21 protein-coding genes are annotated in these 23,279 nt (G+C 72.7%); 6 read left to right on the top strand and 15 right to left on the bottom strand.

Annotated elements, in window-relative coordinates; genetic code table 11:
* Positions 1–19: 19 nt before the first annotated feature.
* The 12 genes from secF to tcuA all read right to left on the bottom strand — a co-directional run bounded on the left by secF (position 20) and on the right by tcuA (position 11,742).
* Positions 20–1,111 (bottom strand): protein translocase subunit SecF, encoded by a 1,092-nt coding sequence (gene secF / locus ACFV9Q_RS02030; protein ID WP_377232915.1) that lies wholly within the window; start codon positions 1,109–1,111, stop codon positions 20–22.
* Positions 1,111–3,003, bottom strand: coding sequence for a protein translocase subunit SecD (secD, locus tag ACFV9Q_RS02025; RefSeq protein WP_377232914.1), 1,893 nt, complete (start codon positions 3,001–3,003; stop codon positions 1,111–1,113). The genes secF and secD overlap by 1 nt, the downstream gene beginning before the upstream one ends.
* Before the next feature lie 81 nt (positions 3,004–3,084).
* Positions 3,085–3,516, bottom strand: a complete 432-nt coding sequence (yajC, locus tag ACFV9Q_RS02020) for a preprotein translocase subunit YajC (RefSeq protein WP_377233002.1) — start codon at positions 3,514–3,516, stop codon at positions 3,085–3,087.
* Positions 3,517–3,655: 139 nt separating this feature from the next.
* Positions 3,656–4,747, bottom strand: a complete 1,092-nt coding sequence (gene ruvB / locus ACFV9Q_RS02015; protein ID WP_377232913.1) for a Holliday junction branch migration DNA helicase RuvB — start codon at positions 4,745–4,747, stop codon at positions 3,656–3,658.
* On the bottom strand, positions 4,740–5,366 hold the full coding sequence (ruvA, locus tag ACFV9Q_RS02010) for a Holliday junction branch migration protein RuvA (RefSeq protein WP_377232912.1): 627 nt from the start codon (positions 5,364–5,366) through the stop codon (positions 4,740–4,742). The genes ruvB and ruvA overlap by 8 nt, the downstream gene beginning before the upstream one ends.
* A gap of 102 nt (positions 5,367–5,468) precedes the next feature.
* On the bottom strand, positions 5,469–6,035 hold the full coding sequence (gene ruvC, locus ACFV9Q_RS02005) for a crossover junction endodeoxyribonuclease RuvC (RefSeq protein ID WP_377232911.1): 567 nt from the start codon (positions 6,033–6,035) through the stop codon (positions 5,469–5,471).
* A gap of 57 nt (positions 6,036–6,092) precedes the next feature.
* Positions 6,093–6,854, bottom strand: a complete 762-nt coding sequence (locus ACFV9Q_RS02000; protein WP_036963114.1) for a YebC/PmpR family DNA-binding transcriptional regulator — start codon at positions 6,852–6,854, stop codon at positions 6,093–6,095.
* A gap of 69 nt (positions 6,855–6,923) precedes the next feature.
* On the bottom strand, positions 6,924–7,559 hold the full coding sequence (pdxT, locus tag ACFV9Q_RS01995; protein WP_036963115.1) for a pyridoxal 5'-phosphate synthase glutaminase subunit PdxT: 636 nt from the start codon (positions 7,557–7,559) through the stop codon (positions 6,924–6,926).
* A 108-nt stretch (positions 7,560–7,667) separates the two neighbouring features.
* Positions 7,668–8,642, bottom strand: coding sequence for an Abi family protein (locus tag ACFV9Q_RS01990; protein ID WP_377232910.1), 975 nt, complete (start codon positions 8,640–8,642; stop codon positions 7,668–7,670).
* Positions 8,643–8,893: 251 nt separating this feature from the next.
* Positions 8,894–9,466: an NUDIX hydrolase gene (locus tag ACFV9Q_RS01985; protein WP_377228631.1), complete on the bottom strand. Its 573-nt coding sequence runs from the start codon at positions 9,464–9,466 to the stop codon at positions 8,894–8,896.
* Positions 9,463–10,161, bottom strand: a complete 699-nt coding sequence (locus tag ACFV9Q_RS01980) for a GntR family transcriptional regulator (RefSeq protein ID WP_377232909.1) — start codon at positions 10,159–10,161, stop codon at positions 9,463–9,465. Before ACFV9Q_RS01980 ends, ACFV9Q_RS01985 begins: the two co-directional genes overlap by 4 nt.
* A gap of 96 nt (positions 10,162–10,257) precedes the next feature.
* Positions 10,258–11,742 (bottom strand): FAD-dependent tricarballylate dehydrogenase TcuA, encoded by a 1,485-nt coding sequence (gene tcuA / locus ACFV9Q_RS01975; RefSeq protein WP_377232908.1) that lies wholly within the window; start codon positions 11,740–11,742, stop codon positions 10,258–10,260.
* A 126-nt stretch (positions 11,743–11,868) separates the two neighbouring features.
* Here tcuA and ACFV9Q_RS01970 point away from each other — a divergent pair, with 126 nt between their 5' ends.
* Genes ACFV9Q_RS01970 through ACFV9Q_RS01960 form a run of 3 tightly spaced genes read left to right on the top strand, consistent with a single transcriptional unit; the run spans position 11,869 to position 14,909 of the window.
* The gene (locus tag ACFV9Q_RS01970) at positions 11,869–12,927 is read left to right on the top strand and encodes a Bug family tripartite tricarboxylate transporter substrate binding protein (RefSeq protein ID WP_377232907.1); all 1,059 of its coding nucleotides are present in this window, start codon (positions 11,869–11,871) and stop codon (positions 12,925–12,927) included.
* Entirely contained in the window at positions 12,924–13,403 is a 480-nt protein-coding gene (locus tag ACFV9Q_RS01965; protein WP_377232906.1) for a tripartite tricarboxylate transporter TctB family protein, read from the top strand. The genes ACFV9Q_RS01970 and ACFV9Q_RS01965 overlap by 4 nt, the downstream gene beginning before the upstream one ends.
* Before the next feature lie 12 nt (positions 13,404–13,415).
* A complete protein-coding gene (locus ACFV9Q_RS01960; RefSeq protein ID WP_377232905.1) occupies positions 13,416–14,909 on the top strand; it encodes a tripartite tricarboxylate transporter permease in 1,494 nt (497 codons plus the stop codon).
* Between the two features lie 60 nt (positions 14,910–14,969).
* On the opposite strand, the gene hrpB is transcribed toward ACFV9Q_RS01960, so the two are convergent.
* On the bottom strand, positions 14,970–17,498 hold the full coding sequence (hrpB, locus tag ACFV9Q_RS01955) for an ATP-dependent helicase HrpB (protein WP_377232904.1): 2,529 nt from the start codon (positions 17,496–17,498) through the stop codon (positions 14,970–14,972).
* 43 nt (positions 17,499–17,541) lie between these two features.
* Here hrpB and ACFV9Q_RS01950 point away from each other — a divergent pair, with 43 nt between their 5' ends.
* Positions 17,542–18,405 (top strand): hypothetical protein, encoded by an 864-nt coding sequence (locus ACFV9Q_RS01950; protein ID WP_377232903.1) that lies wholly within the window; start codon positions 17,542–17,544, stop codon positions 18,403–18,405.
* Positions 18,402–19,115 (top strand): hypothetical protein, encoded by a 714-nt coding sequence (locus ACFV9Q_RS01945; RefSeq protein ID WP_377232902.1) that lies wholly within the window; start codon positions 18,402–18,404, stop codon positions 19,113–19,115. The genes ACFV9Q_RS01950 and ACFV9Q_RS01945 overlap by 4 nt, the downstream gene beginning before the upstream one ends.
* A gap of 24 nt (positions 19,116–19,139) precedes the next feature.
* Here the strand turns inward: ACFV9Q_RS01945 and ACFV9Q_RS01940 are convergent, their stop codons facing one another.
* A complete protein-coding gene (locus ACFV9Q_RS01940) occupies positions 19,140–20,522 on the bottom strand; it encodes an FAD-dependent oxidoreductase (RefSeq protein ID WP_377232901.1) in 1,383 nt (460 codons plus the stop codon).
* A gap of 173 nt (positions 20,523–20,695) precedes the next feature.
* On the opposite strand from ACFV9Q_RS01940, the gene ACFV9Q_RS01935 reads away from it, so the two are divergent.
* Positions 20,696–22,195: an SDR family NAD(P)-dependent oxidoreductase gene (locus ACFV9Q_RS01935; RefSeq protein ID WP_377232900.1), complete on the top strand. Its 1,500-nt coding sequence runs from the start codon at positions 20,696–20,698 to the stop codon at positions 22,193–22,195.
* A 48-nt stretch (positions 22,196–22,243) separates the two neighbouring features.
* Here the strand turns inward: ACFV9Q_RS01935 and ACFV9Q_RS01930 are convergent, their stop codons facing one another.
* Positions 22,244–23,191, bottom strand: coding sequence for a S41 family peptidase (locus tag ACFV9Q_RS01930; protein WP_377232899.1), 948 nt, complete (start codon positions 23,189–23,191; stop codon positions 22,244–22,246).
* Between the last annotated feature and the right edge of the window lie 88 nt (positions 23,192–23,279).

Below are 23,279 nucleotides of genomic sequence, written 5' to 3'. Positions count from 1 at the left end.
TCTGCCACGAGGCGTGAGCCTACCGGCGACGCCTGGGCTGAGCGGCCTGTCCCTGGTGGTGACCGGGGACGAGCTGGGCCGAACCGGACGCGGCAGCGGCCAGCAGGCTCTCGTCCGCACCCTCGGCCACGAGACCCGCGCGCAGATCCATGACCTTCTTGGTGTGGGCGGCGATCTTGGGCTCGCGCTCCCGCAGCGTCACGTCGAGCGGCGTCGCGAAGAAGAGCGACGACAGCGCGCCCGCGGCGATACCGACGAACAGCGACAGCGAGATGTCCTTCAGCGTGCCGGCGCCCAGCAGGAAGCCACCCACGAACAGGATGCCCGCGACGGGCAGCAGCGCCACCACGGAGGTGTTGATGGACCGGACCAGGGTCTGGTTCACCGCGAGGTTGGCCCGCTCGGCGTAGGTGCTGCGGGTCTGCTCGGTCACCGAGGCGGTGTTCTCACGCACCTTGTCGAAGACGACCATCTTGTCGTACAGCGAGAAGCCCAGGATGGTCAGGAAGCCGATGATCGTCGACGGCGTGACCTCCCAGCCGATCACCGCGTACACACCGGCCGAGACCAGCACGTCGGTGAGCATCGCCACGACGGCCGCCACCGACATCCGCCAGGCGCGGAAGTAGATCGCCATGAAGACCGCGGCCGCCAGCACGAACGCGACGGTGCCCCACAGGGCCCGCATGCTCACGGACTGGCCCCAGGTCGGGCCGATGAAGTTCGACGTGACCTCGCCGACGTCGACGCCATAGGCGTCGGCGAGGGCCTGGCCGACCTGGTCGGTCTGCTCGGCGTCGAGCTGCGAGACCTGGACGCGGACGGCGTTCGCGCCGACCTGGCTGATGTGGGGCTCCTCGCCGGGAGCCACCGTCGCGACCGCCTCGATCGCGACGTCCTCGTCCGTGGTCGACGCACCGGAGACCGTGAACTCGGAGCCACCGCGGAAGTCGATGCCGAGGTTCAGGCCCTGGAAGACCAGCACGAGGACCGACGCCGCCGAGAAGAGCGCGACGATCGAGTACCAGAGCCGACGGCGCTGGACGATCGGGTACGACCGACGACCCGTGTAGAGGTCGTTACCCCACTGAGCGAAGCCACCCCGCGCCATCAGCTGTTCTCCTCGTTCTGAGCCTGCTGGGTCGCGTCTGCGGACCCTGCGGCAGCCTTGCGCTCGGCGGCACGCCGCTCCGCGATCGTCATCCTGCGGCCGTCCTCGCCGGTGCGCGGCGCCGGGGTCACGGACTGCGCCGTGACCAGCTCCCGGTCGGGCTCGGCGGTGCCGAAGTCGGGGACGTCCGTCGTCGCGTCGGGCTTCCCGCCGGACAACCGGCCGGCGCCCCGGTACCGCGGCGTCACCTCGATGCGGTCGGCGGACAGGCCGGAGGCCTTGTGCCCGTCACGGAAGAACGGCACCTTGGCGAGCAGCTCCATCATCGGGTGCGTGAACCAGATGACCACCATGACGTCGATGATCGTGGTCAGGCCCAGGGTGAACGCGAAGCCGCGCACACCGCCGACGGTCATGAAGTACAGGATCACGGCCGACAGCAGGTTCACGGCCTTCGCGGCGTAGATCGTGCGGCGCGCGCGGACCCAGCCCCGCTGGACCGCCAGGCGCAGGGATCTGCCGTCGCGTAGCTCGTCCCGGATACGTTCGAAGTACACGATGAACGAGTCCGCGGTGAAGCCGATGGCCACGATCAGACCAGCGACACCCGGCAGGGAGAGGCGGTAGCCCATGCCCCAGCTCAGGAGCGCGATCACCACGTAGGTCATGGCGCCGGCCACGACCAGCGAGGCCACGGTGAGCAGGCCGAGCGCACGGTACTGGAACAGCGAGTAGACGACGACGAGCGCGAGGCCGATGAGGCCGGCGAACAGGCCGCGCTGGAGCTGCTCGGAACCGAGCGTGGCGGAGATCTGGTTCTGTCCGTCGACCTGGAAGGTCAGCGGCAGCGAGCCGAAGCTGAGCTGGTTGGCCAGCGTGGCGGCCGACTGCTGCGTGAAGGAGCCGGAGATCTGCGCCTGGCCGTTGGTGATCGCGACGTTCGTGCTCGGCGCCGAGACGACGAGGCCGTCCAGCACGATGGCGAACTGGTTGCGCGGCTGCTCCAGGTTCACCAGGCGCTCCGTGGTCTCACGGAACTCCTTGGTGCCCTGCGAGTTGAAGTCGAGGTTGACGCCCCACTCGTTGGTGACCGTCCCGTTCGCGCCGGGCATGAGGCCCGACGACGCGCTGGTCAGGTTGGTGCCGTCCACCTCGACGGGGCCCAGGATGTACTTGGCCGCGCCGGTCTGGTCGCACGTCACGAGCAGCCGGTCGGGGTTGTCCCCGCCGCCGCCCTCGAGGTTCTTGGGGTCGGTGCAGTCCAGCGCGTCGTACTCGGCCTGGACCGACGGCGTGATCTGCGCCAGGTCGGACGGGTCGGTGGCCGCCTTGATGGCCGCGTCCTGCTCGGCGAGCTCCTTCTTGGTGGGCTCGGCCGCCGCGGCCGCGTCACCGCCGTCGGCCTGGGCGTCCTCGCCCTTGCCGTCCGCGGAGGCCGACGGGCTCGCCGAGGGCTGCGCCGTCGGGACCGGGTTGCCGATGGCCAGGACCGGGCGGAACTTCATCTGCGCGGCCTTGGAGATCAGGGCGACGGTCTCGTCGTCCACCTTGCCCGGGATCTCGACCACGATCTGGTTGTCGCCCTGGCTGGCGATCTCGGCCTCGGTCACGCCGTTGGCGTCCACCCGCTGCCGGATCACGCCGATGGCCTCTTCCATCGCCTCCGGGGTGATCTCGGAGCCGTCCGAGGTGACAGCCTTCAGGATGACCTGGGTGCCTCCCTGGAGGTCGAGGGCCAGACCGGGTGCGAGGCTCGCGCCGTTCGGATTGTCGCTCGACTTTCCGTCGAGCTGCCAACCTGCCAAGAGGGCGCCGAAGGGCAGCAGGATCGTCAGGATCGTCAGGAGCACGATCGTGCGAACCGGCCGCGAGCGCCGGGTGTCAGTCGCCAACGTCTGTCTCTTCTCGTGTGCGCGCCGGGGTACGTCCGGCGCGGGTTCGGCGCCGTCCGGGGTCACCGGACGGCGCGGCCGTCACTTGCCGTCTGCGTCGGCGTCCCGTCGCTGCTGCTCCCGGTACTCGCGCTGGGCGGTGTCGAGGCCAGACAGATCGTCGGGGACGTCGGTCGCGTCGGGGCTGATCGTACTTCCCGTTTCGCTCTTTGCTGTGACGTCGGCCTCATCTGCCATGTTGTCGGTGTCCGCGTCGTCGGCGACGGGCTCCTCGACCTGCTTGGAGATGGCGGCGCGGAGCCAGGTGGTCTGGCTGCCGGGGACGGACTCGATGGTCACCTGGTCGTTCGCGTCGTCCACCTCGACGACGGTCCCGATCATCCCCGAGGCGGTCATGACCTTGGCCCCGACCGTGAGGTTGTTCCGGAACTCCGCTGCCGCGCGCTGCTGCTTGCGGGTACGGGAGGACATGAAGAACATCGCCACGAGGAGGATCGCGACGAGAATGAGCATTTCCACGGTGAGGTCCCTGTTCGATTGCTGTGTCGGATGTGCTGCGCACGTTCGTGGCGCACGACGAGGATCCCAACCAGTGTAGTGCTCGGGTGCGGATCCCCGGGCTGCCCGCAGTAGGGGCGCCACAAGGACAACGTCAGGGGTCGAGCAAAGTTCCCGGGCCGGTGGAGCCGGTCGTGCTGCCGGGTGCGGCTCCGGGCACCTGCGCGGGCGGGGTGAGGCCGAGGTGCTCCCAGGCGGCGAGGGTCGCGACGCGGCCGCGCGGGGTGCGCCCGACCAGTCCCTCGCGGACGAGGTACGGCTCGGCGACGGTCTCGACGGTCTCGGCCTCCTCGCCCACGGTCATGGCGAGCGTGGACAGGCCCACGGGCCCGCCGCCGAACCGGGTGCACAGGGCGGTGAGCACCGCGCGGTCGAGGCGGTCGAGGCCGATGAGGTCGACCTCGTAGACCTCCAGGGCCGCCCGCGCGGCGTTCAGGTCGAGCCGGCCGTCGCCGCGCACCTGTGCCCAGTCGCGCACGCGGCGCAGCAGCCGGTTCGCGATGCGGGGCGTGCCGCGGGAGCGGCCGGCGATCTCGTGCGCGGCGGCGTGGTCGAGGTGCACGCCGAGCAGCCCGGCGGAGCGCAGGATGACCCGCTCCAGCTCCTGGGGCGTGTAGTAGTCCATGTGCCCGGTGAAGCCGAAGCGGTCGCGCAGCGGGGCGGGCAGCAGGCCGGAGCGCGTGGTGGCGCCGACCACGGTGAACCGTGGCAGCGCGAGCGGGATCGCGGACGCGCCCGCGCCCTTGCCGACCACGACGTCGACCCGGAAGTCCTCCATGGCGACGTAGAGCAGCTCCTCGGCGGGACGGGCCAGGCGGTGGATCTCGTCGATGAACAGCACGTCGCCCTCCTCCAGGGAGGACAGGACGGCGGCGAGGTCGCCCGCGTGCTGGATGGCGGGGCCGCTGGTGAGCCGCATGTGCGACTCGAGTTCGCCCGCGATAATCATGGCCAGCGTGGTCTTGCCGAGCCCGGGCGGGCCGGACAGGAGCACGTGGTCGGGCGGGTTGCCGCGCGCCATCGCGGCCTGCAGCACCAGGGAGAGCTGGTCGCGCACGATGCGCTGGCCCACGAAGTCGTCGAGCCGCTTGGGGCGCAGCGCGGCCTCGGCGGCCCGCTCGATCTCGTCGGCGCTCGGGGCGACGATTCGGCCGCCACCGTCCGTCTCGGTCGAGACCTCAGCCACGGTGGCCTCCCAGCACGCGCAGGGCCGCGCGCAGCGTCGAGGCGACCTCGTCGGCCGCGACGGAGTCGGCACCCGCCTCGGCGAGCACCTTCGCGACGGCGTCGTCGGCCTGCTTGGCCGGCCAGCCGAGGCCCGCGAGGGCCTCCACGACGCGCTCGGAGTGGTCGGCGGAGGCCGCGGCGGCGCTCGGCGCTGCCTCGGCCGGCGCGAGGCCCGACGGCGGCCCCAGCCGGTCGCCCAGCTCCAGCACGATGCGCTGGGCGCCCTTGCGGCCGATGCCGGGCACGCGGGTCAGCGCGGCGAGGTCCTCGCCGGCGACCGCGCGGCGCAGGGCGTCCGGGGTGTGCACCGCGAGCATCGCGAGCGCCAGGCGCGGCCCGACGCCGGAGACGGTCTGCACCACCTCGAACACGTCCCGCTCGTCGGGGTCGCCGAACCCGTACAGCGTCATCGAGTCCTCGCGGACCACCATGCTCGTGGCGACGCCGGCGGTCTCGCCGACGCGCAGCGTGGCCAGGGTGGTGGGCGTGGCGTGCACCAGGTAGCCGACGCCGCCGACGTCGACCACCGCGCGGTCCAGACCCACGTGGGCCACGGTCCCCGTCAGCGAGGCGATCACGGGCTCCCCCTCCTTGCCTGCCGGCCCGGCTCGTCGAGCCGGTATCGAACGTCAGTGCGAGGAGCCTAACAAGCGGCGGGAGGTGTCCGGGGAGGCACGCCGTCAGCGGCGGGGACGCTGCTTGGCGACCTGCTCGGCCGCGGCCCAGGCGCGCTGCGCGGGCGTGAGCTCGTGCCGGTCGCCGCCCTGCAGGGCCCCGGCGGGGCGCCACAGGTGGCAGACGGCGAGGGCGAGCGCGTCGGCGGCGTCGGCGGGCCGCGGAGGCTCGTCGAGGTCGAGGATGCGGGTGATCATCGTCGTCACCTGCGCCTTGTCGGCGCGTCCCGACCCGGTCACGGCTGCCTTGACCTCCGACGGCGTGTGCAGCGCGACGGGCACGCCGCGGCGGGCCGCACCCAGCATGGCCAGGCCGGCCGCCTGGGCGGTCCCCATCACCGTGCCGACGTTGTGCTGGGCGAAGACCCGCTCGACGGCGACGACGTCGGGCACGTGCTCGTCCAGCCACGCGTCGAGGCCCTCGGCGATCTTGAGCAGCCGCAGGTCGGTGGACAGGTCCGCGTCCGAGCGGATCACCCCGACCGCGACCATCCGGGCCCGTCGCCCGGGCAGCGAGTCGACGACGCCCACGCCGCACCTGGTCAGACCTGGATCAACACCGAGAACGCGCACGAAGAAACCCTCTCACGTGCGGTTCCGCTGCCCGCGCGGACGCGGCCGGGGACCTGCTTACTCCTCCTCGTCGAGCGCGGCCATGACCTCGTCGCTCGCGTCGAAGTTGGCGTAGACGTTCTGCACGTCGTCGCTGTCCTCGAGCGCGTCGATGAGGCGCATGATCTTGCGGGCGCCCTCGACGTCCACCTCGACCTGCATGGAGGGGTGGAAGATCACGTCGGCCGAGTCGTACTCGATGCCGGCCTCCTGGATGGCCGTACGCACGGACACCAGGTCGGTCGCCTCGGTGAGGACCTCGATGACCTCGCCCTGGTCGGTGACGTCCTCGGCGCCGGCGTCGAGCGCGGCGAGCATGACCTCGTCCTCGCCCACGCCGTCGGCCTTCGGCACCACGATCAGGCCCTTGCGGGAGAACAGGTACGACACCGAGCCCGGGTCGGCGAGGTTGCCGCCGTTGCGGGAGAACGCGAGGCGCACCTCGGAGGCGGCCCGGTTCTTGTTGTCGGTGAGGCACTCGACCAGGACGGCGATGCCGTTGGTGCCGTAGCCCTCGTACATGATCGTCTGGTAGTCGACGGCGTCGGCGCCCTCGCCCGAACCGCGCTTCAGCGCGCGGTCGATGTTGTCGTTCGGGACCGACGACTTCTTCGCCTTCTGGACCGCGTCGAACAGCGTCGGGTTACCGGCGAGGTCGCCGCCGCCCGTCCGCGCCGCGACCTCGATGTTCTTGATCAGCTTCGCGAAGAGCTTGCCGCGCTTGGCGTCGATCGCGGCCTTCTTGTGCTTGGTCGTGGCCCACTTGGAGTGACCTGACATGCCTCTACCTGACTCCTTGCTTTTTGACGGCTCTTATCAATTGCTGTGGAACGGCGGCGAGGGTACCGCTCAGCCGCCCGCGACCATGCTGACGAACAGCCCGTGCACGCGCGCGTCCCCCGTGATCTCAGGGTGGAAGGCGGTGGCGAGCAGCGACCCCTGCCGTGCTGCAACAATCCTACCGGCGGCCGCCACAGGACGGCCTTGTGTATCCACAGCCGGGATGCGGGACAGCACCTCGACCTCGGGCCCGGCCTCCTCGATCCAGGGGGCGCGGATGAACGCGGTACGCACCGGCCCGCCGTCGTCGACGTCGGAGATCCCCGCGAAGTCGAGGTCGGTCTCGAACGAGTCGACCTGCCGCCCGAACGCGTTGCGCCGCACGACCACGTCCATGCCGCCGACGGTCTGCTGGTCGGCGGTCCCGTCCAGGATCCGGTCGGCGAGCAGGATCATCCCCGCGCACGAGCCGTACACCGGCAGCCCCTCCTTGATGCGGGCCTGCAGCAGGTCGCGGAGCTCGAAGATGCGCAGCAGCTTGTCGATCGTCGTCGACTCCCCGCCGGGCAGCACGAGCCCGTCGACCGCGGCCAGCTCCCCCGGACGGCGCACGGTCACGCCGTGCGCCCCGACGGACTCGAGGGCGGCCAGGTGCTCGCGGACGTCACCCTGCAGGGCCAGGACACCGATGGTCGGGTTGCTCACAACCGTCCATCTTACGGCGGCAGCCGACCGACCTGGGACGTCACGGGTTGTGCCCCAGCAGGAAAAACGGCGACAGACGAGCCGCCCGCGTCCTGTTGGTCCGCTCCGCTACGGCATCAGGTCAGCCCAGTCGGCCGGGAATCCCATGTCGGCCAGCGAGACCACCCCGTCCGCAGGGAAGGCGGAGAGCAGGCTCATCAGATCCGCCTTCCAGGCGCCGTCCGCCGAGACCTTGTCCATCAGGAAGCACAGCACCATCAGCGCTGGATAGAGCCGAGCGCGATCACGGTGCTCCAGCCCGGCGAGGTGCTTGAGCCCCTTGATCCCCTGGAGCGCCGACACACGCACCGTGTCCGTGAAGTGCCGGTTCCAGAGCCGCGCATGGTGGGCACACGTGTTCCGGGCGATGTTCAAGGTCCTCAGCCAGTTGGCGAGGACCGCCCCGTCGCCGGCACCGGTCCGGTCGACGACGTCGAGCTGGCGGGCGATCTCGTCACGGTCACGCCGCTTGAGTCCCTGGAAGAGCACCGAGAGGGCGCCGAAGTCCACGACTTCCAGAGCCGCCCAGATCGGCAGGTCGCCTCCGTACTTCCGGCCGTAGTGCGCCACGTATTCCTCGCTCGAACGAGCCTGGTGTGCTCGAAGCTTCGCCACCCAGCTCGCGTGCCGCGACGGCCTGCCCTGACCGGACGCGGAGAAACGCGCCTCGAGATGCCGGGGATCGAGGTGCGCGAACGGCCCGCGACGGCCCAGAGCATCGGTCACCCTCACCCGGATCGCCACCTCGACCCGCTCGACGGCGTCCATAGTCAGAAGCTTGAGCCGACGATCGAACTCGTACACCCGAAGCACCTGGTCCAGGTCCGTGGCCGCGACGACGTCCGCGGTGCGCACGGGGCGGCCGTGGAGCGACGAAGCCGCCTGGTCGATGGCGCGGTAGGGATACCAGTAGCCGCTGAGGCGGTGATAGCCGATCTGGCTCAGCGCGAACACGCACGACGTGCCGTCGAGCCGCATGCCGCGTCGTCTCAGCAAGGCTTCCTGCTGGGGGATCGACAGGTGTGGCTTCAGATACTGGGCCATGGCGCTTCCTCGAGATGTGCGGCCGGTTGCGGCCTTAAGCAGTCGCAGGGACCTGGAAGTTCCCGCTCACCGGCTCCCGAGGATAGGAGCGCCTTCGCAAATCCTCTAGGCGAAAGCGTGATAGCCGAGCACGAAGACAAATGAAGACCGGCCCGTGATCGCTGGGCGATCAGAGGGACCGGTCGTGTTGCCTGGATTCTACGGGGGGCTCGGGCGCGACGCAACGCACGCGTCCATGGCCCGGGCAGGCCTCAGTCGTCGAACTGCTCGCCCAGGTGGCGGACCTCGCCGTTCCAGCCGGCCACCAGGTGGTCGACGACGTCGGGCAGCTCAGGCGGGAAGACCTCCAGCGGCTGCGCGCGCAGCTCCGCCGCCGTCAGCCAGGCCATCTCGTCCAGCAGCTCGCGCTCCGCGTCGGTCCAGCCGTCGGCCGTGACCTCCACGGCGTCCGGGATCCGCACGAGGTAGAACACCTCGTACTGCCGGCACGTCTCGGCGAAGAAGTCGAAGATGCCCGTCCGCGTGAGCACCGGTCCCACAAGGTCGCCCGCGGCGAGCTCGAGGCCCACCTCCTCGCGCGTCTCGCGCAGCGCGGCCTGCTCCGGCGTCTCCCCCGCGTCGATCCCGCCGCCCACCGTGAACCACCAGGACCGTTCCGGCTGGTTCACGTCGTGCCCGCGCATCACGAGCACCCGGCCGGCGTCGTCCAGCACGATGACGCGCGCCGCCGAGCGCTCGCGGACGCCGTCGGGCCCCGGCACCCAGTCGTCCCCGAGGGAGGTCGTGCCGGGCCCGCCGGCGGTCTCGGGCAGGTGACCCGTCATGCGGTGTGCTCCTCGTGCTGGGTTCCGGTGTGCAGCGCCGTCACGACGTGGCGCCGCAGCAGGTCGAGGCGGATCTCCCGCGCCCTGGTCATGTGCGCGGACGCGAGCGCACGGGCGGCGCCCGCGTCCCGCCGTCGGACGGCGTCGATGAGGGCCGCGTGCTCGTCGAGCGCCTCCGCCCAACGTCCCGGGACCGACAGCGTCGAGTGCGGGGTGCGGACCAGGTGCACGGTGAGCCGGCGCAGGATGTCCTGGAGCACGGGGTTGTGCGTCGCCGTCCAGATCGCCTCGTGGAACTCGATGTTGGTCAGGGCGCGGGCGGCGTCGTCCGGGTCCTGGAGCGAGCGGTCCCGCTCCAGGAGGGACTCGAGGCGCAGCAGGTCGGCCTCCGTGCGGCTCTGCGCCGCCTCGGCGGCCGTCTCGCCCTCCAGCAGGATGCGGACGTTGTAGATCTGGATCACCTCGTCCGCCTCGACGGCGCGCACCACCAGCCCACGCGACGACGACGTCAGCAGCCGGTCGTGCTCCAGCCGGCTCAGCGCCTCCCGCACGGGCGTGCGCGAGACGCCGAACCGCTCGGCGACCGCCACCTCGCGCACGGGGTCGCCGGGCCGGAGGGTCCCGTCCTGGATGTCGGCGCGCAGGCCGTCGTAGATCGCCGAGGCGTCCACCTTGCCGCGCTGCTCCTTCGTCACCGACGCTCCTCCCACTCTGCTGGACCGACCTGCCCGACCTGCCCCACCCGCGCGGCCGGACGCCGGCCGGGCCACCCGGCCGGCGACCGGCCGCCCTCAGGCGAGCCGGCCCGCCCGCCGGCCGAACACGGCGCCCGACACGAGGCCGGTGCCCCCGGGATAGTTCCCGCTGAACAGGCCGCCGAGCATCTCGCCGCAGACGAACAGCCCGTCGATCGGCGCACCCGATTCTCTCAGGACGCGCCCGTCGGTGTCCGCCCGGAGGCCGCCGAACGTGAACGTGATCCCGCAGGTCACAGGGAATGCATAGTACGGCGCGGTCTCCACGGGGACCGCCCAGTTGCTCTTCGGCGGCTCGACGTCCGCGCGCCGCCCGTCCTTGACCGCGGCGTCGAACGGCACCGACCGGTCGATCGCGGCGTTGAACTCGCCCACGGTGGTGGCCAGCGCGGTCTCGTCGATGCCGAGGGCGGCCGCGAGCTTCTCGACGCTGTCAGCCGTCACCACGGAGGTTCCCGCGGCGTCGTACTCCTCCGCGCGGAGCATCGGCCGCGTGGTGGCGTCGAAGATCTGGTAGGCGACGCCCCCGGGCTGAGCCAGGATCCGCGCCCCGTACTTCGCGTACGTGTAGTTCCGGTAGTCGGCCCCCTCGTCGAGGAACCGCGCGCCGTCCCGGTTGACGACGACGCCGAGCGGGTAGCCGCCGCGGGTGAGCTGGTTGGTCACCATGCGGTCGCCGACGTCGTCCGCGCCCGCGTCCCACGCGACGGAGTGGCACGTCGACCAGTCGCCGTAGGCCTGGGCGCCGATCGCGAGCGCCGCCCGCAGCATGTCGCCGGTGTTCAGCGGGGTGCCCCGGACCTTGGCCCGCTGCCAGCCCTCACCGAGGTGCTCGCGCCGCATGTCGGCGTCGGCCTCGAAGCCGCCGGCGGCGAGGACCACGGACTCGGCGCGCAGCTCCGCCTCGGTGCCGTCGGCGTCCACGTACCGCAGGCCGACGACGCGGTCGCCCTCGGTCACCAGGGCGGTGGCGGCGCAACCGTAGCGAACCACGACGCCGGCCGCGGCGGCCGCCGCCTCGTGCTGCTCCACGAGGCCCTTGCCGCCGCCGGTGCTGCCGATCGCGAGCCCGCCCCAGAAGACGTACCGGCCCGCGTCGGCCCCGCGCTCGCTGAGGTAGGCCTGGCGCTCGTACATCAGCCGGAACCGCAGCCCGTGGCCCTTGAGCCAGCGCATCGTGTCCTCGCTGTCGTCGACGAGCCGTTCGGTGAGGTCCGGGTCGTTGGCGCCGCCGGTCACGCGGGCCATGTCGGACAGGTAGTCCTCGCGCGTGTAGGACGGCAGGGTCGAGGTGTCGAGGCGGTCGTCGTCGTCCACCAGGTCGCGGACGGAGGCGACGTCGCCGTGCGTCACCCGCATGGCGCCCGCGGTGTAGAAGGAGTTGCCGCCGTGCTCGCCGCGGACCCCCTTCTCCAGCAGCAGCACCCGTCGTCCGCGTTCGGCCGCGGACAGCGCGGCGCTGTGCCCCGCGTTGCCCCCGCCGACCACGACGACGTCGTACGAATCCAGCTGTTCCGGCATGCGCGCTCCTCGCGTCTCAGGGCGTTCCGACGCCCACCCACGGTTGTGCTCGGCAGAATACGTCTGTATACAAAGGCATGCAAGGTTGTGATCACCGTCGTTCCCGACCATGGAGAAGGGTCAGTCATGCCCCCACCACCCGCACCGGACGAAGAGCGCGCCGCGCCGTCCGGCGAGCGAACCCGCCGCGCCCGCGGCCCCCTGCCGTACGCCGTCGCCGCGGTGCTCGCCGTGGCGCTCGTGACCGTGACGGTCACGCGCGGTGGCACCTCGGACGCCGCCGACCAGGCGCTGGGCGACCAGCAGCTCAAGATCATGGCGCCCGCCGATCCCGGCGGCGGCTGGGACCAGACCTCCCGCGCGATGCAGGCGTCGCTGCAGGAGCTCGCCGGCCGCACCGAGGTCTACAACGTGGGCGGCGCGGGCGGCACGATCGGGCTCAGCCAGTTCGCCCAGCTCGACGGCCAGAGCCACCATCTCATGACCACCGGGCTGATCATGGTCGGCGCGATCGCCGCCAACGGCTCGGCCAATACGCTCGCCGACGTCACTCCCCTGGCCCGGCTCACCACCGACAGCCAGGTGATCGTGGTCCCGGCCGCGTCGGACATCGAGACCATGGACGACCTCGCCGACCGGATGCGCGAGCGGCTGCCGTCCGTCTCGTTCGCGGGCGGCTCCGCCGGCGGGACCGAGCAGATCCTCGCAGGGCTCGTCGCCAAGGACCTCGGACTGGACCCTGGCGACGTCAACTACATCGCCCACTCGGGCGGCGGCGAGGCCGTCGCGACGCTGCTGTCGGCCAGCGCCGTCGCCGGCATCTCGGGGATCTCCGAGATCAAGGCGCAGATCGACGCCGGGCAGATGCGGCCGCTGGCGGTCTCCAGCGCGGAGCGCGTGGACCTGCTGCCCGACGTGCCGACGCTGCGCGAGTCCGGCATCGACGTGGAGCTCACCAACTGGCGGGGCGTCGTCGCCCCGGCCGGCATCACCACCGAGCAGGAACAGGCCCTGGAGGACCTCGTGATGGCCATGACCGAGACCGACGAGTGGCAGGCCACCGTCCGGCGCGAGGGCTGGGGCGACGTCGCCCTGGCCGGACCCGAGTTCGAGGAGTTCCTCGACGACGAGATCGTGCGCACCACGCAGATCATCGACGAGCTCGGCCTGAGCGGTGCCCGATGACGGGCGGGACGGACCGGCGGCGTACCGCCCTGGCGAGCGTCATCCTCGGCGCGCTCATGGTCGTGCTCGGCCTCGTCGTCCTCGTGCAGGCCGTACGGCTCGACAACGGCGACCACGCGATCGGGCCGGCGACGATGCCGTGGGTGATCAGCGCGCTGCTCGTCGTCGTCGGCGCGCTCGTGGCCCTGAGGTCGGCGCGAGACCTCGGCGCCTGGCGCGACGACCCCCAGACCTCGCCGCAGGACTGGAAGCGCGCCGCCGTCCTGCTCGCCGTGCTGGTCGCGTTCGCGGTCGTCGCCCCGTACCTGGGGTACGTGGTCTCGGCCACCCTGCTCTTCGGCACCGTCGCCGTCGTCCTCGGGGCGCCGGCCCGGCTGCGCTCGTACGCCTACGGCTGGTGCGTGGCGGTGGTCGTCTTCCTCGTCTTCGACGTGGTCATCGGCATCTCCCTGCCCGCGGGCCCGTGGGGCTTCTAGGAAAGGCCTGACATGGAATCCTTCAACCTCCTGCTGGACGGCTTCGCCGACGCCGCAACCCCGGCGAACCTGCTCTGGGCCCTTCTCGGCGTCACCATCGGCACCGCCGTCGGCGTGCTGCCCGGGATCGGGCCCGCCCTCACGGTGGCGCTGCTGCTGCCGCTGACGTTCCGGCTCGAACCCACCGGCGCGCTGATCCTCTTCGCCGGCGTCTACTACGGCGGGATGTACGGCGGCTCGACGTCGGCCATCCTGCTGAACACGCCCGGCGAGTCCGCCTCGATGGTCGCGGCCATGGAGGGCAACAAGATGGCCAAGGCCGGGCGGGCGGCATCGGCCCTCGCGACGGCGGCCATCGGGTCCTTCGTGGCCGGGACCATCGCGACGGTCCTGCTGACGTTCGTGGCGCAGCCCTTCGCGGACCTCGCGGTGAGCTTCACGCCCGCCGACTACGTGGCGATGATGGCCATCGCCTTCGTGACCGTCGCGAGCCTCCTGGGCTCCTCGCCGCTCAAGGGCTTCGCCTCGCTGGTCATCGGCCTGACGATCGGTCTGGTCGGGATCGAGTCGCAGAGCGGGCAGGCCCGCCTGACGTTCGGGCTGCCGAGCCTGCTGGACGGCATCGACGTCGTCGTGGTCGTGATCGCGCTCTTCGCCATCGGCGAGGTCTTCGCGCACGCCCTGCGGGGCGGTGGCGGCGGCACGGTGACGCCGCTCAAGGGCCGCGCGGTGATGACCCGCGAGGACTGGCGGCGGTCATGGCCGGCCTGGCTGCGCGGCACCGCCTTCGGCTTCCCGATCGGCGCACTGCCCGCGGGCGGCGCCGAGATCCCCACGTTCCTGTCGTACGCCACGGAGAAGAACCTCTCCAAGCACAAGGACGAGTTCGGGCACGGCGCCATCGAGGGCGTCGCGGGACCGGAGGCGGCCAACAACGCCGCCGCGGCCGGCGTGCTGGTGCCGCTGCTCACCATCGGGCTGCCCACGTCCGCCACGGCGGCCGTGATCCTGACGGCGTTCCAGGCCTACGGGCTCCAGCCCGGCCCGCAGCTCTTCAGCGAGTCCGGACCGCTGGTCTACGCGCTGCTGGCGTCGCTGTTCATCGGCAACCTGATGCTGCTCGTGCTGAACCTGCCGCTCGCCCGGGTCTGGGCCAAGATGCTGCAGATCCCGGCGTACGGCATCTACGCGGGCATCCTGGTCTTCGCCACGCTCGGCGCGCTCGCCTCCGGCGGCGGCCTAGCGGACCTGATGGTGCTCTACGTGATCGGCGCGCTGGGCGTGCTGATGGCGATGGCCGACGTGCCCGTCGCGCCGGCGATCGTCGGGCTGATCCTGGGGCCGCTGTTCGAGAAGCAGCTCCAGCGCGCGCTGCTCATCTCCGAGGGCGACCCGGCGGTGCTGTTCGACAGCACGCTCAGCATCGTGCTGTGGGTGGTGGCCGCGCTCGGGCTGGTGGTGCCGGTCGTGATCGGCCGGCTCAAGAGGCGGGCCACCCGCGTGTGAGAGCAGGGTCGGAGCGGCCCCGCGGACACGGTGTCCGCGGGGCCTCTCGGGCGGCACGGCTCACCCGCGCGGCTTCGTCCGCTTGGTCGGGGCCGCCGTGAGCGGGTCCTCCGGCCACGGGTGCCGCGGGTAGCGGGCCCGCAGGTCGGCCCGGACCTGGGGGTAGCCCTGCTTCCAGAACGAGGCGAGGTCGCTCGTGATCGCGGTCGGGCGTCCGGCGGGCGACAGCAGGTGCAGGACGACGGGGACCCGACCGTCCGCGACGGCCGGGGTGGTGGTCCAGCCGAACACCTCCTGCAGCTTCACCGCGAGGACGGGCGGCTCGACGCCGTCGTACGCGAGCCGCACCTGCGAGCCCGACGGGACCCGGAGCCGTTCCGGGGCGAGCTCGTCGAACCGCGCGGCCGCGGGCCAGGGCAGCAGGCGCCTCAGGGCCGAGGTCACGTCGATCCGGGCGAGGTCGCGCGCGCCCCGCACCGCGGCGAGCTCGGTGCCCAGCCAGTCGTCGAGCCCGGCCAGGAGCGCGTCGTCGTCGACCGCCGGCCACGGGGTGCCGAGGTGGGCGTGGCAGAACGCGAGCCGCTCCCGCAGGGCGAGTGCGGCCTCCGACCAGCGCAGGACGGACAGCCCCTCGCGCCGGATGCCGTCGCGGACGGCCGCCTGGACCAGCAGCGGGTCGGGCTTCGCCAGCGGGACGTCGCCCAGCACGATCGCGCCGAGCGCCTCGACGCGTCGCGTCACGACCCGGCCGTCGTCCCAGCGGATCTGGTCGGTGGTCGTCACGAGGTCGCCCGCGACGTCCCGCGCCGTGGCCTCGTCGATCGGCACCGCGGACCGGATCCGGGCGTCGGCGCGGCCGGGCGCCCGGTCCGCGACCGCGATCGCCAGCCAGGTCGTGGACCGCAGCGGCGACTGCGGGTCCAGCGCGGCGCCCGTGCCGCCGGACATCTGGTAGGTCGCCGAGCCGGCCCCTCGGGCCCGTGCGATCCGCTCCGGGTACGCCAGCCCGACCAGGATCCCCATCGCGAGATCGTCCGGCACCCCGCGCGTCGCCGGGCCGTCCGGCGGGCCGCCGGCCGTCGCACCGACGCCCGTCGTCGTGCCCCGGCCCAGGCGCTTCGTCTCCTCCCGCCAGCGGGCCGTGGCCCCGCGGTCCTCGCCGCGGCGCAGGGACCGCCAGCGGGCGGGCAGGTCGTCGCCGCGGCCGGAGTCGTCCGAGAGCAGCGCGACGACCTCGCGCGCCCGGTCCGCGCCGACGCGCGGCGCGCCGTCGAGCAACGCGCGGGCCAGGCGGGGGTGCGCCCCGACCGCCGCCATGCGCCGGCCCCGCTCCGTGATCCGGCCGGCGTCGTCCACGGCACCGATCCGGCCCAGCAGCTCCGTGGCCGCGGTCAGCGCCGGCGCGGGCGGCGCGTCGAGCAGGGTCAGACCCGCACCAGCGGGCGCGCCCCACGCCGCGAGGTCCAGGGCGAAGGACGCCAGGTCGGCGATCGCGATCTCCGGCGCCGGATGGTCGTCGAGCCGGCCGTGGTCGGTGGCGGACCAGCACCGGTAGACCCGGCCGGGCGCCTCCCGCCCGGCGCGCCCCGCGCGCTGGTCGGCCGACGACCGCGAGACCCGGCAGGTGACCAGCGTGCCGAGCCCCCGGGACTGGTCGGTCCGCGGCTCCCGGGCCAGACCCGAGTCCACAACCACCCGGACGCCGGGCACGGTCAGCGAGCTCTCCGCGACCGACGTCGTGACCACGATCCGGCGCATGGCGGACGGCGCCAGCGCGCGGTCCTGCTCGGCCCTCGACTGCCGGCCGAACAGCGGCAGCACGTTCTGGTCGGCCAGCCGGCGGGTCACGCCGTTGATCTCGGCCTCGCCGGGCACGAACACGAGCACGTCGCCCTCGTTCTCGGCCAGCGCGCGCCGGACGACGGCCGCGACGTGGTCCAGCAGGCGCGGGTCGACCCGCCCGCCGGGCAGCAGCGGCGCGGGGACCGGCGGCGGGGCCCACTCGACCGCCACGTCGAACAGCGCGGCGGACGCGGTGACCACGGGCGCCGGGACGTTCGTGCCCAGCGCGCGGCTCAGCCGGACCGTGTCCGCCGTGGCCGACGTCGCGACGAGCGCCAGGTCCTCCCGAAGGTTGGCCCGGACGTCGATCGCGAGCGCGAGCAGCAGGTCGGCGTCGAGGTGCCGCTCGTGGCACTCGTCGATCACGATCGCGGAGACGCCCGGCAGCTCCGGGTCCCGCTGCAGACGCCGCACGAGGAGCCCCGTCGTCACGACCTCGACGCGGAGTCCGGCGCCGCCGCTGCGCTCACCCCGCATCGCGTAACCGACCCGCTGCCCGAGCGGCTCGCCGACGAGCGTCGCCAGCCGGGCCGCCGCCGCGCGGGTCGCCATCCGGCGCGGCTCGGCGACGACGACCGTGCCCCCGAGCGCGTCGGCCAGCGCGAGCGGCAGCAGCGAGGTCTTGCCCGATCCGGGCGGCGCGACCAGCACCGCGGTACCGCTCGACCGCACGGCGTCGACCGTGGCGGGCAGGACGGCCCGGACGGGCAGGTCCGCCCCCGGCGTCGACAGATCAGGCAGCAGCACGCCCCGACCGTAACCGACGGACACCCTGCAACAATGCGTTCTCGTGAACCATCTGCTGGACCTCGGGTCCCGGAAGTTCTGGCGACTGGTCGGCCGGCCCGTCGACCTCGCCGGCGAACACTCCTGGTTGCGCGCCCCGGTGAGCAGCTCCTCCACGGTGGCGGACGGCTGGCTCGCCGCGGAGGCCGCGCACCACGGCGGCACGGTCGACGACGACGCCGCGACCGAGGCGTCGGCCGGCCCCGCACCCGGCCTGCTCCCGGCGATGACGGTGCTCGACGGTCCCGGCTTCGACGCGTCCCGGCTGGACCCCCGGATACGCGACTTCTACGAGCACACCGCCGCCTGGCACATGGAGGTGTGGAGCGGGTGGTCGCCGCTGTTCTGGCCGGCCGGCGAGCTGATCGCGCGACTGTTCGCCCGCCGGGTGGAGCAGCTCTCCCTCCCGATGCGCCCGCTCGACGTCGCGCACGGGATGGACAGCCGGGTCCGCGTGATCCGCGACCGCGACGGCGTGCAGGTGGGCGCCGCGTGGCTCCGGACGCTCCGACCGTCGGGTCGCTACGTGTTCAGCGGGTGCTACTCGGCACGTCGCCTCCCCGGCACGGCGCAGCCGAGCGTCCACGTCGCGTTCCCGCTGGAGTCCGGCAACGTCCAGGTGTTCCTGCGCCCGGCCGTCGGTGACGACGGCGGGCTCGTCCTGGAGTCGCCCGCGGGCCGGTTCGGGCAGGACGGCGCGTACGTCGTCGCGCGCGACGGCGGACGGGACTTCGCGGCGCGTGTCCCGCTCCACGAGACCTTCCGCCTGTACACCGACCCGTACGGCGTGCTGCGCACGGACCACGAGCTGCGGATGTGGCGCACCTGGATGATGCGTCTGCACTACAAGATGGAGCGCGCCCGATGATCCACACCTTCCACCTCGCCGAGCTCCCGGCCGCGGTGACGGCCCGCGCGCTGGTGCGTCCGCCGTCGGGCACCACCACGCCCGGCCTGGACCACGCCGAGTGCCTGGCCCTCATGCGCCTGGGGGCGCCCGTCGTGTCCCCGGACCGGCTGCAGCTGCGGCGGATCGCGGTCTTCGCGCAGTGGCGCGACGAGGACGCCGTGGACCGTTTCCTGTCCGACGACGCCCTCGGCCGCCGGCTGGCGACCGGCTGGCACGTCCGCCTGGAGTACCTGCGCCGCTGGTCCCGGCTGGCGGCCCTGCCCGGTCTGCCCGCCCGGGCCGGCGACTGGGACCAGGAGGAGCCCGTGGTCGGGGTGACCGTCGCGCGGATGCGGCTGCCCGAGGTGCCCCGGTTCCTGCGCTGGGGCAGGCCCGTCGAGCGTCAGGTGCGCGACCACCCCGGTACGACGCTCGCCCTGGCCGGCTTCCGGCCGCCGGGCACGATCTCCACGTTCTCCGTGTGGCGCACCGTGCGCGAGATGGAGTCGATGGTGCACGGCCGCCCCGCCCACGCGCCCCGTGCGGCGCCCGCGGACCGGCGGCACGTGGACGCCATGGTCGAACGGCGGCGGCGAGACTTCCACCACGAGTTCGCGACCTTCCGGTTCCGGCCGCTCGCGGAGCACGGCGCCTGGGAGGGACGGACCGGGATCGTCCCGGTGGGCTGACCCCGGTCCGTGGCGCTGGTGGGGTCAGGCGGCCACGCGCGGCAGCAGCGTCTCGGTGAACTGCCAGATCAGGGACGAGTCGTGCGTGTGGAAGGCCGCCCCCGAGTAGTAGGTGCGGTTGCGGCCCTGGAGCGTGCCGAGGCGGCGGTAGAAGCCGGCGCGGACGGCGGCGGCCGGCACCGTCAGCTCGAACGGGGTGTGGCTGGCGAAGGTGGCGAAGTCGGGGCGCGTGGTCGGTACGGTGCCGGCCTCACCCAGGCGGAGGACGCTCGCCCGGATCTCGTCCTGCACCGCCCGGTCCGACAGCGCGACGGGGCTGCCGAACTTGACGTTGTGCAGGCCGGGGAGGCCGGTCGGGGAGATGACGTAGACGCCCGGGAGCTGAGGCGTGTTGAACGGAGTGTCCAGGCCGACGTTGCGCACCGACAGATTGTCGGGGAGCCCGGTGTTGCGCAGCACACCGGTGTAGTAGGCGCTGTTGCGGAACTGGCCGAAGAGGTTGCGCTCCAGGCCGTCGAGGTCGAACCCGTCCAGGTTGCCGAGCAGGGGCGGGATCGTCACCAGGACCTTCCGGGCGCGGATGGTCCGCGGTCCGGCAGGCGTGTCGACGCGGACGGCGGCGTCCTTCCCGCCGTCCCGGTCGGTGGAGACGACGCGGCTGTTGAGCAGCACGTCGTCGCCCAGCTCGGCGAGCGCCTTCTCGTAGAGCTCGCTGTTGTTCCGGCGCGAGGTGCTGAGGAACCCGGTCTGGAGGTTGCGCAGGATGTCCGAGCCGAAGTTCTTCATCACGTACAGGGTCGGCTGGCTCAGCAGGTCGCCGAGGCCCTGGCCGAACTGGACGACCGTCGGCACCACCTCGTCGAGGCCGTACTTGCGCACGAAGTCGCCGAACGGCAGGAGCAGGTCCGCCGGTACCGGGTCGGGCAGTTCGAAGCCGTGCTCCAGGTACGGGAACCTGGCGAGCTGCTCGCCGTACAGGGCCAGCGCCGCGCCGGGGTTCGGCGGCGCGTAGCCCGGGACCTCGCGGCCCGTGCGGTAGTCGGCGTAGAGGGTCTGCCCGGCGCTGAACGACGCCTTCTGCAACGGGATGTCGAAGCGCTCGAACCACTGCCGCACCAGGGGCTGGTCGTGCCAGACGACGACGCCGATGTCGAGCGTGCTGCCCGTGGCGGGGTCGGTGTACGTCTGCGTGTGCCCGCCGAGCCGCCCGTTGCGCTCGACCACGACGACGCTCTGCCCCAGCTCCCGAAGCCGGATCGCCGCGTACGTCCCGGCCGCACCGCCACCGATCACGGCGACGTCGCGCACGATGTCGCCTCCGCCGCGCGCCTCCGCACCGGCAGCGGGGCTCGCCGCCGCGGACCCGAGCGCCACCGCCCCGGCGCCCGTACCGATCAGTCTCAGCATCTCTTTGCGGCTCAGGTTCACGGCCAGTTCCTCTCGAAGGGCAGCGCAAGACTGCGGCAGGGGGTCGAGCTGGTGGATCTTCGTCACATCGGGGGTGCCGATTTGTCGCAAACGTCCCGTGCACCCTAGCAACGGGTGGTCGTGCGGCGCAGGCCGCCAGATATCCTTCGGCGGTGCCAACGAAAGCGGGGATCGACCCGGACGAGCTCGCCACCACCCTTCGCGTGCTGAGCCAGCTCCATGACCTCGAGCCCGACCACCCCGACGTCAAGACGGTCAAGCAGGCGACCGGCTACATGTGGAAGCTGCTCAAGAAGTCCCGCAAGGCCGCGGTCCGCGAGGAGCTCCAGGCGCACGACCGGGCCATCATCGAGCGGACGGCGACCGGTTCGGCGGCGCGGATCGACGACGAGACCGCGGGCATCCCGCTGGTCTCCTCCGTGCCGGGGGCGTTCGCCGGGGAGCTGCGCACCGCCCGCGGCTGCTACATCTGCAAGACGGACTACACCCTGGTCGACTCGTTCTACCACTGGCTGTGCCCGGACTGCGCCGCGAAGAGCCACGCGCGGCGCGACCAGCGCACGGACCTGACCGGCCGTCGCGCCCTGCTCACCGGGGGCCGCGCGAAGATCGGCATGTACATCGCGCTGCGCCTCCTGCGCGACGGCGCCCACCTCACGATCACCACCCGCTTCCCGAAGGACGCGGTGCGCCGCTTCTCGGCGATGCCCGACGCCGCCGACTGGCTGCACCGGCTCAAGATCGTCGGGATCGACCTGCGCGACCCCACCCAGGTGATCGCCCTGGCCGACGACGTCGCAGCGGCGGGCCCGCTCGACATCCTGATCAACAACGCGTGCCAGACGGTCCGCCGGTCGCCGGGGGCCTACTCGCAGCTCGTCACCGGCGAGTCGGCGCCGGTCCCCCCGCTCCCCCTCGGCCTCCAGCCGCCGGAGATGGTCACGTTCGACCACGTCTCGGAGGCGCACCCCGCGGCGATCGCGGGCGCCCTGGCCGCCCTGTCGGTCGCCCACCACGAAGGGCAGTCGCAGGACGACGCCGTCGCGACGCACACCGCGGCGTCCCTCACGGCGCTGGCCTTGAGGGCGGGCTCGGCCTCCCTGGACGCCCACCTCGCCGGCACGGCGGTCGACGCCGGCGGGCTGCTCCCCGACGTGCAGAAGAACAACTCGTGGACCCAGGTCGTGGACGAGGTCGACCCGCTGGAGCTCCTGGAGGTCCAGCTCTGCAACGCGATCGCGCCGTTCCTGCTCATCTCCCGGCTGCGCCCGGCGATGCGGGCGGCGACGTCCACGTCGCGACGCGGGTACGTCGTCAACGTCTCGGCGATGGAGGGGCAGTTCTCCCGCCGGTACAAGGGCGCGGGACACCCGCACACCAACATGGCCAAGGCCGCCCTGAACATGCTGACCCGGACCTCGGCCGGGGAGATGTTCGAGAAGGACCGGGTCCTGATGACCGCGGTGGACACCGGGTGGATCACGGACGAGCGCCCGCACCAGGAGAAGCTGCGGATCGCCGCCGAGGGCTGGCACGCGCCCCTCGACCTGGTCGACGGCGCCGCCCGTGTCTACGACCCGATCGTCCAGGGCGAGGCCGGGACCGACCTGTACGGCTGCTTCCTCAAGGACTACGAGCCGTCGCCCTGGTAGCGGCGTAGTCACACCGACGCGCCGGGGAGCCACGGCTCCCCGGCGGGATCACAGCGCGAGCGCGACCTCGACCGCCTGCTCCGCGGGGCACGGGTGGTCGGGGACGACCCCGACGCCCTCCCAGTTGGTGCCGGTGACGGAGTGCACCGACCGCGCGATCGGCACGTGGAGCTGCAGGTGGGCGGTGAGGTCGAACGCCTCCCGCGGGTGGGCCCCGCCCACCGTCGTCTCGCCGACGACGACCGCCCGGCCGAGGGCCTGCAGGTCGTAGGCGAGCTCCTCACCGCCGCTGAACGTGCGGCTGCTGGTCAGGACGACGACCGGCACGTCGGGCAGCCGCGGCGCCACGCCCGGCGTGGTGAACGACGGTTCGACGGTGCCGTCGCGGTGGACGAGGTCCAGGAGGTGCACCGGCTCGTCGCCGAGCAGGTGGCTCACCAGCAGGGCGACGGACTCGGGCACACCACCGACGCAGCCCCGCAGGTCGACGATGAGCCGACGCACGCCCTGCAGCAGCGTGAACGCCGCCGACGCGCCCGGTCGGACGTACTCCGGCGGAAGGATCAGCGGGCCGATCGCCAGCAGGCCCACGTTGCCCTCCAGGCGGCGCACCTCGCTGATGGCGGGGCCGTGCTCCCGGGCCAGTGCGGCAAAGTAGGCGCGCACCTCGGCCTCGTCCTGCTCGGGAGGCACGCCCTCCGGGTAGTGCCGGACCCGCAGGTGCCGGTCGCCGTTGACCGACTGCAGCACGGCCGTGGCGGCCTCGGCGAACGCCGGCTCGTCGACCGCGTCGACGGTGAGCTCGTCGAGCGCGGCGGCGACGTCCTGCGCCACGTCGGGAAAGACGTAGTGGGTTCTCACGAGGTCCTGGACCTGGGCGATCAGCATGCGCGGAGTCAACCGAACGGCCTGATGAGGCGTCAACGGGGTTTCCCGCAAGTCGCTGTTCTGCAGTGCAAAGGTCGCTAATTCCGCCCCGCATACACCGCCGACCATGCGAAAGGCCCCCGCGGACACCAGGTCCGCGGGGCCCCTCCGACGAGGGTTCAGCTCACCAGCCGCGCTCGGCCAGCTGGTGCGGCTC

Source organism: Promicromonospora sp. NPDC059942 (genome assembly GCF_042731755.1).
Classification (GTDB): Bacteria; Actinomycetota; Actinomycetes; order Actinomycetales; family Cellulomonadaceae; genus Promicromonospora.
This window is presented reverse-complemented; position numbering and strand designations above follow the sequence as displayed.

Excerpts from the sequence above, each read along its gene's own strand:
- ACFV9Q_RS01940 (WP_377232901.1), bottom strand. The coding sequence starts at position 20,522 with ATGCTGAGACTGATCGGTACGGGCGCCGGGGCGGTGGCGCTCGGGTCC.
- ACFV9Q_RS01945 (WP_377232902.1), top strand. The coding sequence starts at position 18,402 with ATGATCCACACCTTCCACCTCGCCGAGCTCCCGGCCGCGGTGACGGCC.
- yajC (WP_377233002.1), bottom strand. The coding sequence starts at position 3,516 with ATGCTCATTCTCGTCGCGATCCTCCTCGTGGCGATGTTCTTCATGTCC.
- ACFV9Q_RS01985 (WP_377228631.1), bottom strand. The coding sequence starts at position 9,466 with ATGACGGGTCACCTGCCCGAGACCGCCGGCGGGCCCGGCACGACCTCC.
- ACFV9Q_RS01970 (WP_377232907.1), top strand. The coding sequence starts at position 11,869 with ATGCCCCCACCACCCGCACCGGACGAAGAGCGCGCCGCGCCGTCCGGC.
- secF (WP_377232915.1), bottom strand. The coding sequence starts at position 1,111 with ATGGCGCGGGGTGGCTTCGCTCAGTGGGGTAACGACCTCTACACGGGT.
- ACFV9Q_RS02000 (WP_036963114.1), bottom strand. The coding sequence starts at position 6,854 with ATGTCAGGTCACTCCAAGTGGGCCACGACCAAGCACAAGAAGGCCGCG.
- ACFV9Q_RS01990 (WP_377232910.1), bottom strand. The coding sequence starts at position 8,642 with ATGGCCCAGTATCTGAAGCCACACCTGTCGATCCCCCAGCAGGAAGCC.
- tcuA (WP_377232908.1), bottom strand. The coding sequence starts at position 11,742 with ATGCCGGAACAGCTGGATTCGTACGACGTCGTCGTGGTCGGCGGGGGC.
- ACFV9Q_RS01960 (WP_377232905.1), top strand. The coding sequence starts at position 13,416 with ATGGAATCCTTCAACCTCCTGCTGGACGGCTTCGCCGACGCCGCAACC.
- ACFV9Q_RS01965 (WP_377232906.1), top strand. The coding sequence starts at position 12,924 with ATGACGGGCGGGACGGACCGGCGGCGTACCGCCCTGGCGAGCGTCATC.
- ACFV9Q_RS01930 (WP_377232899.1), bottom strand. The coding sequence starts at position 23,191 with ATGGTCGGCGGTGTATGCGGGGCGGAATTAGCGACCTTTGCACTGCAG.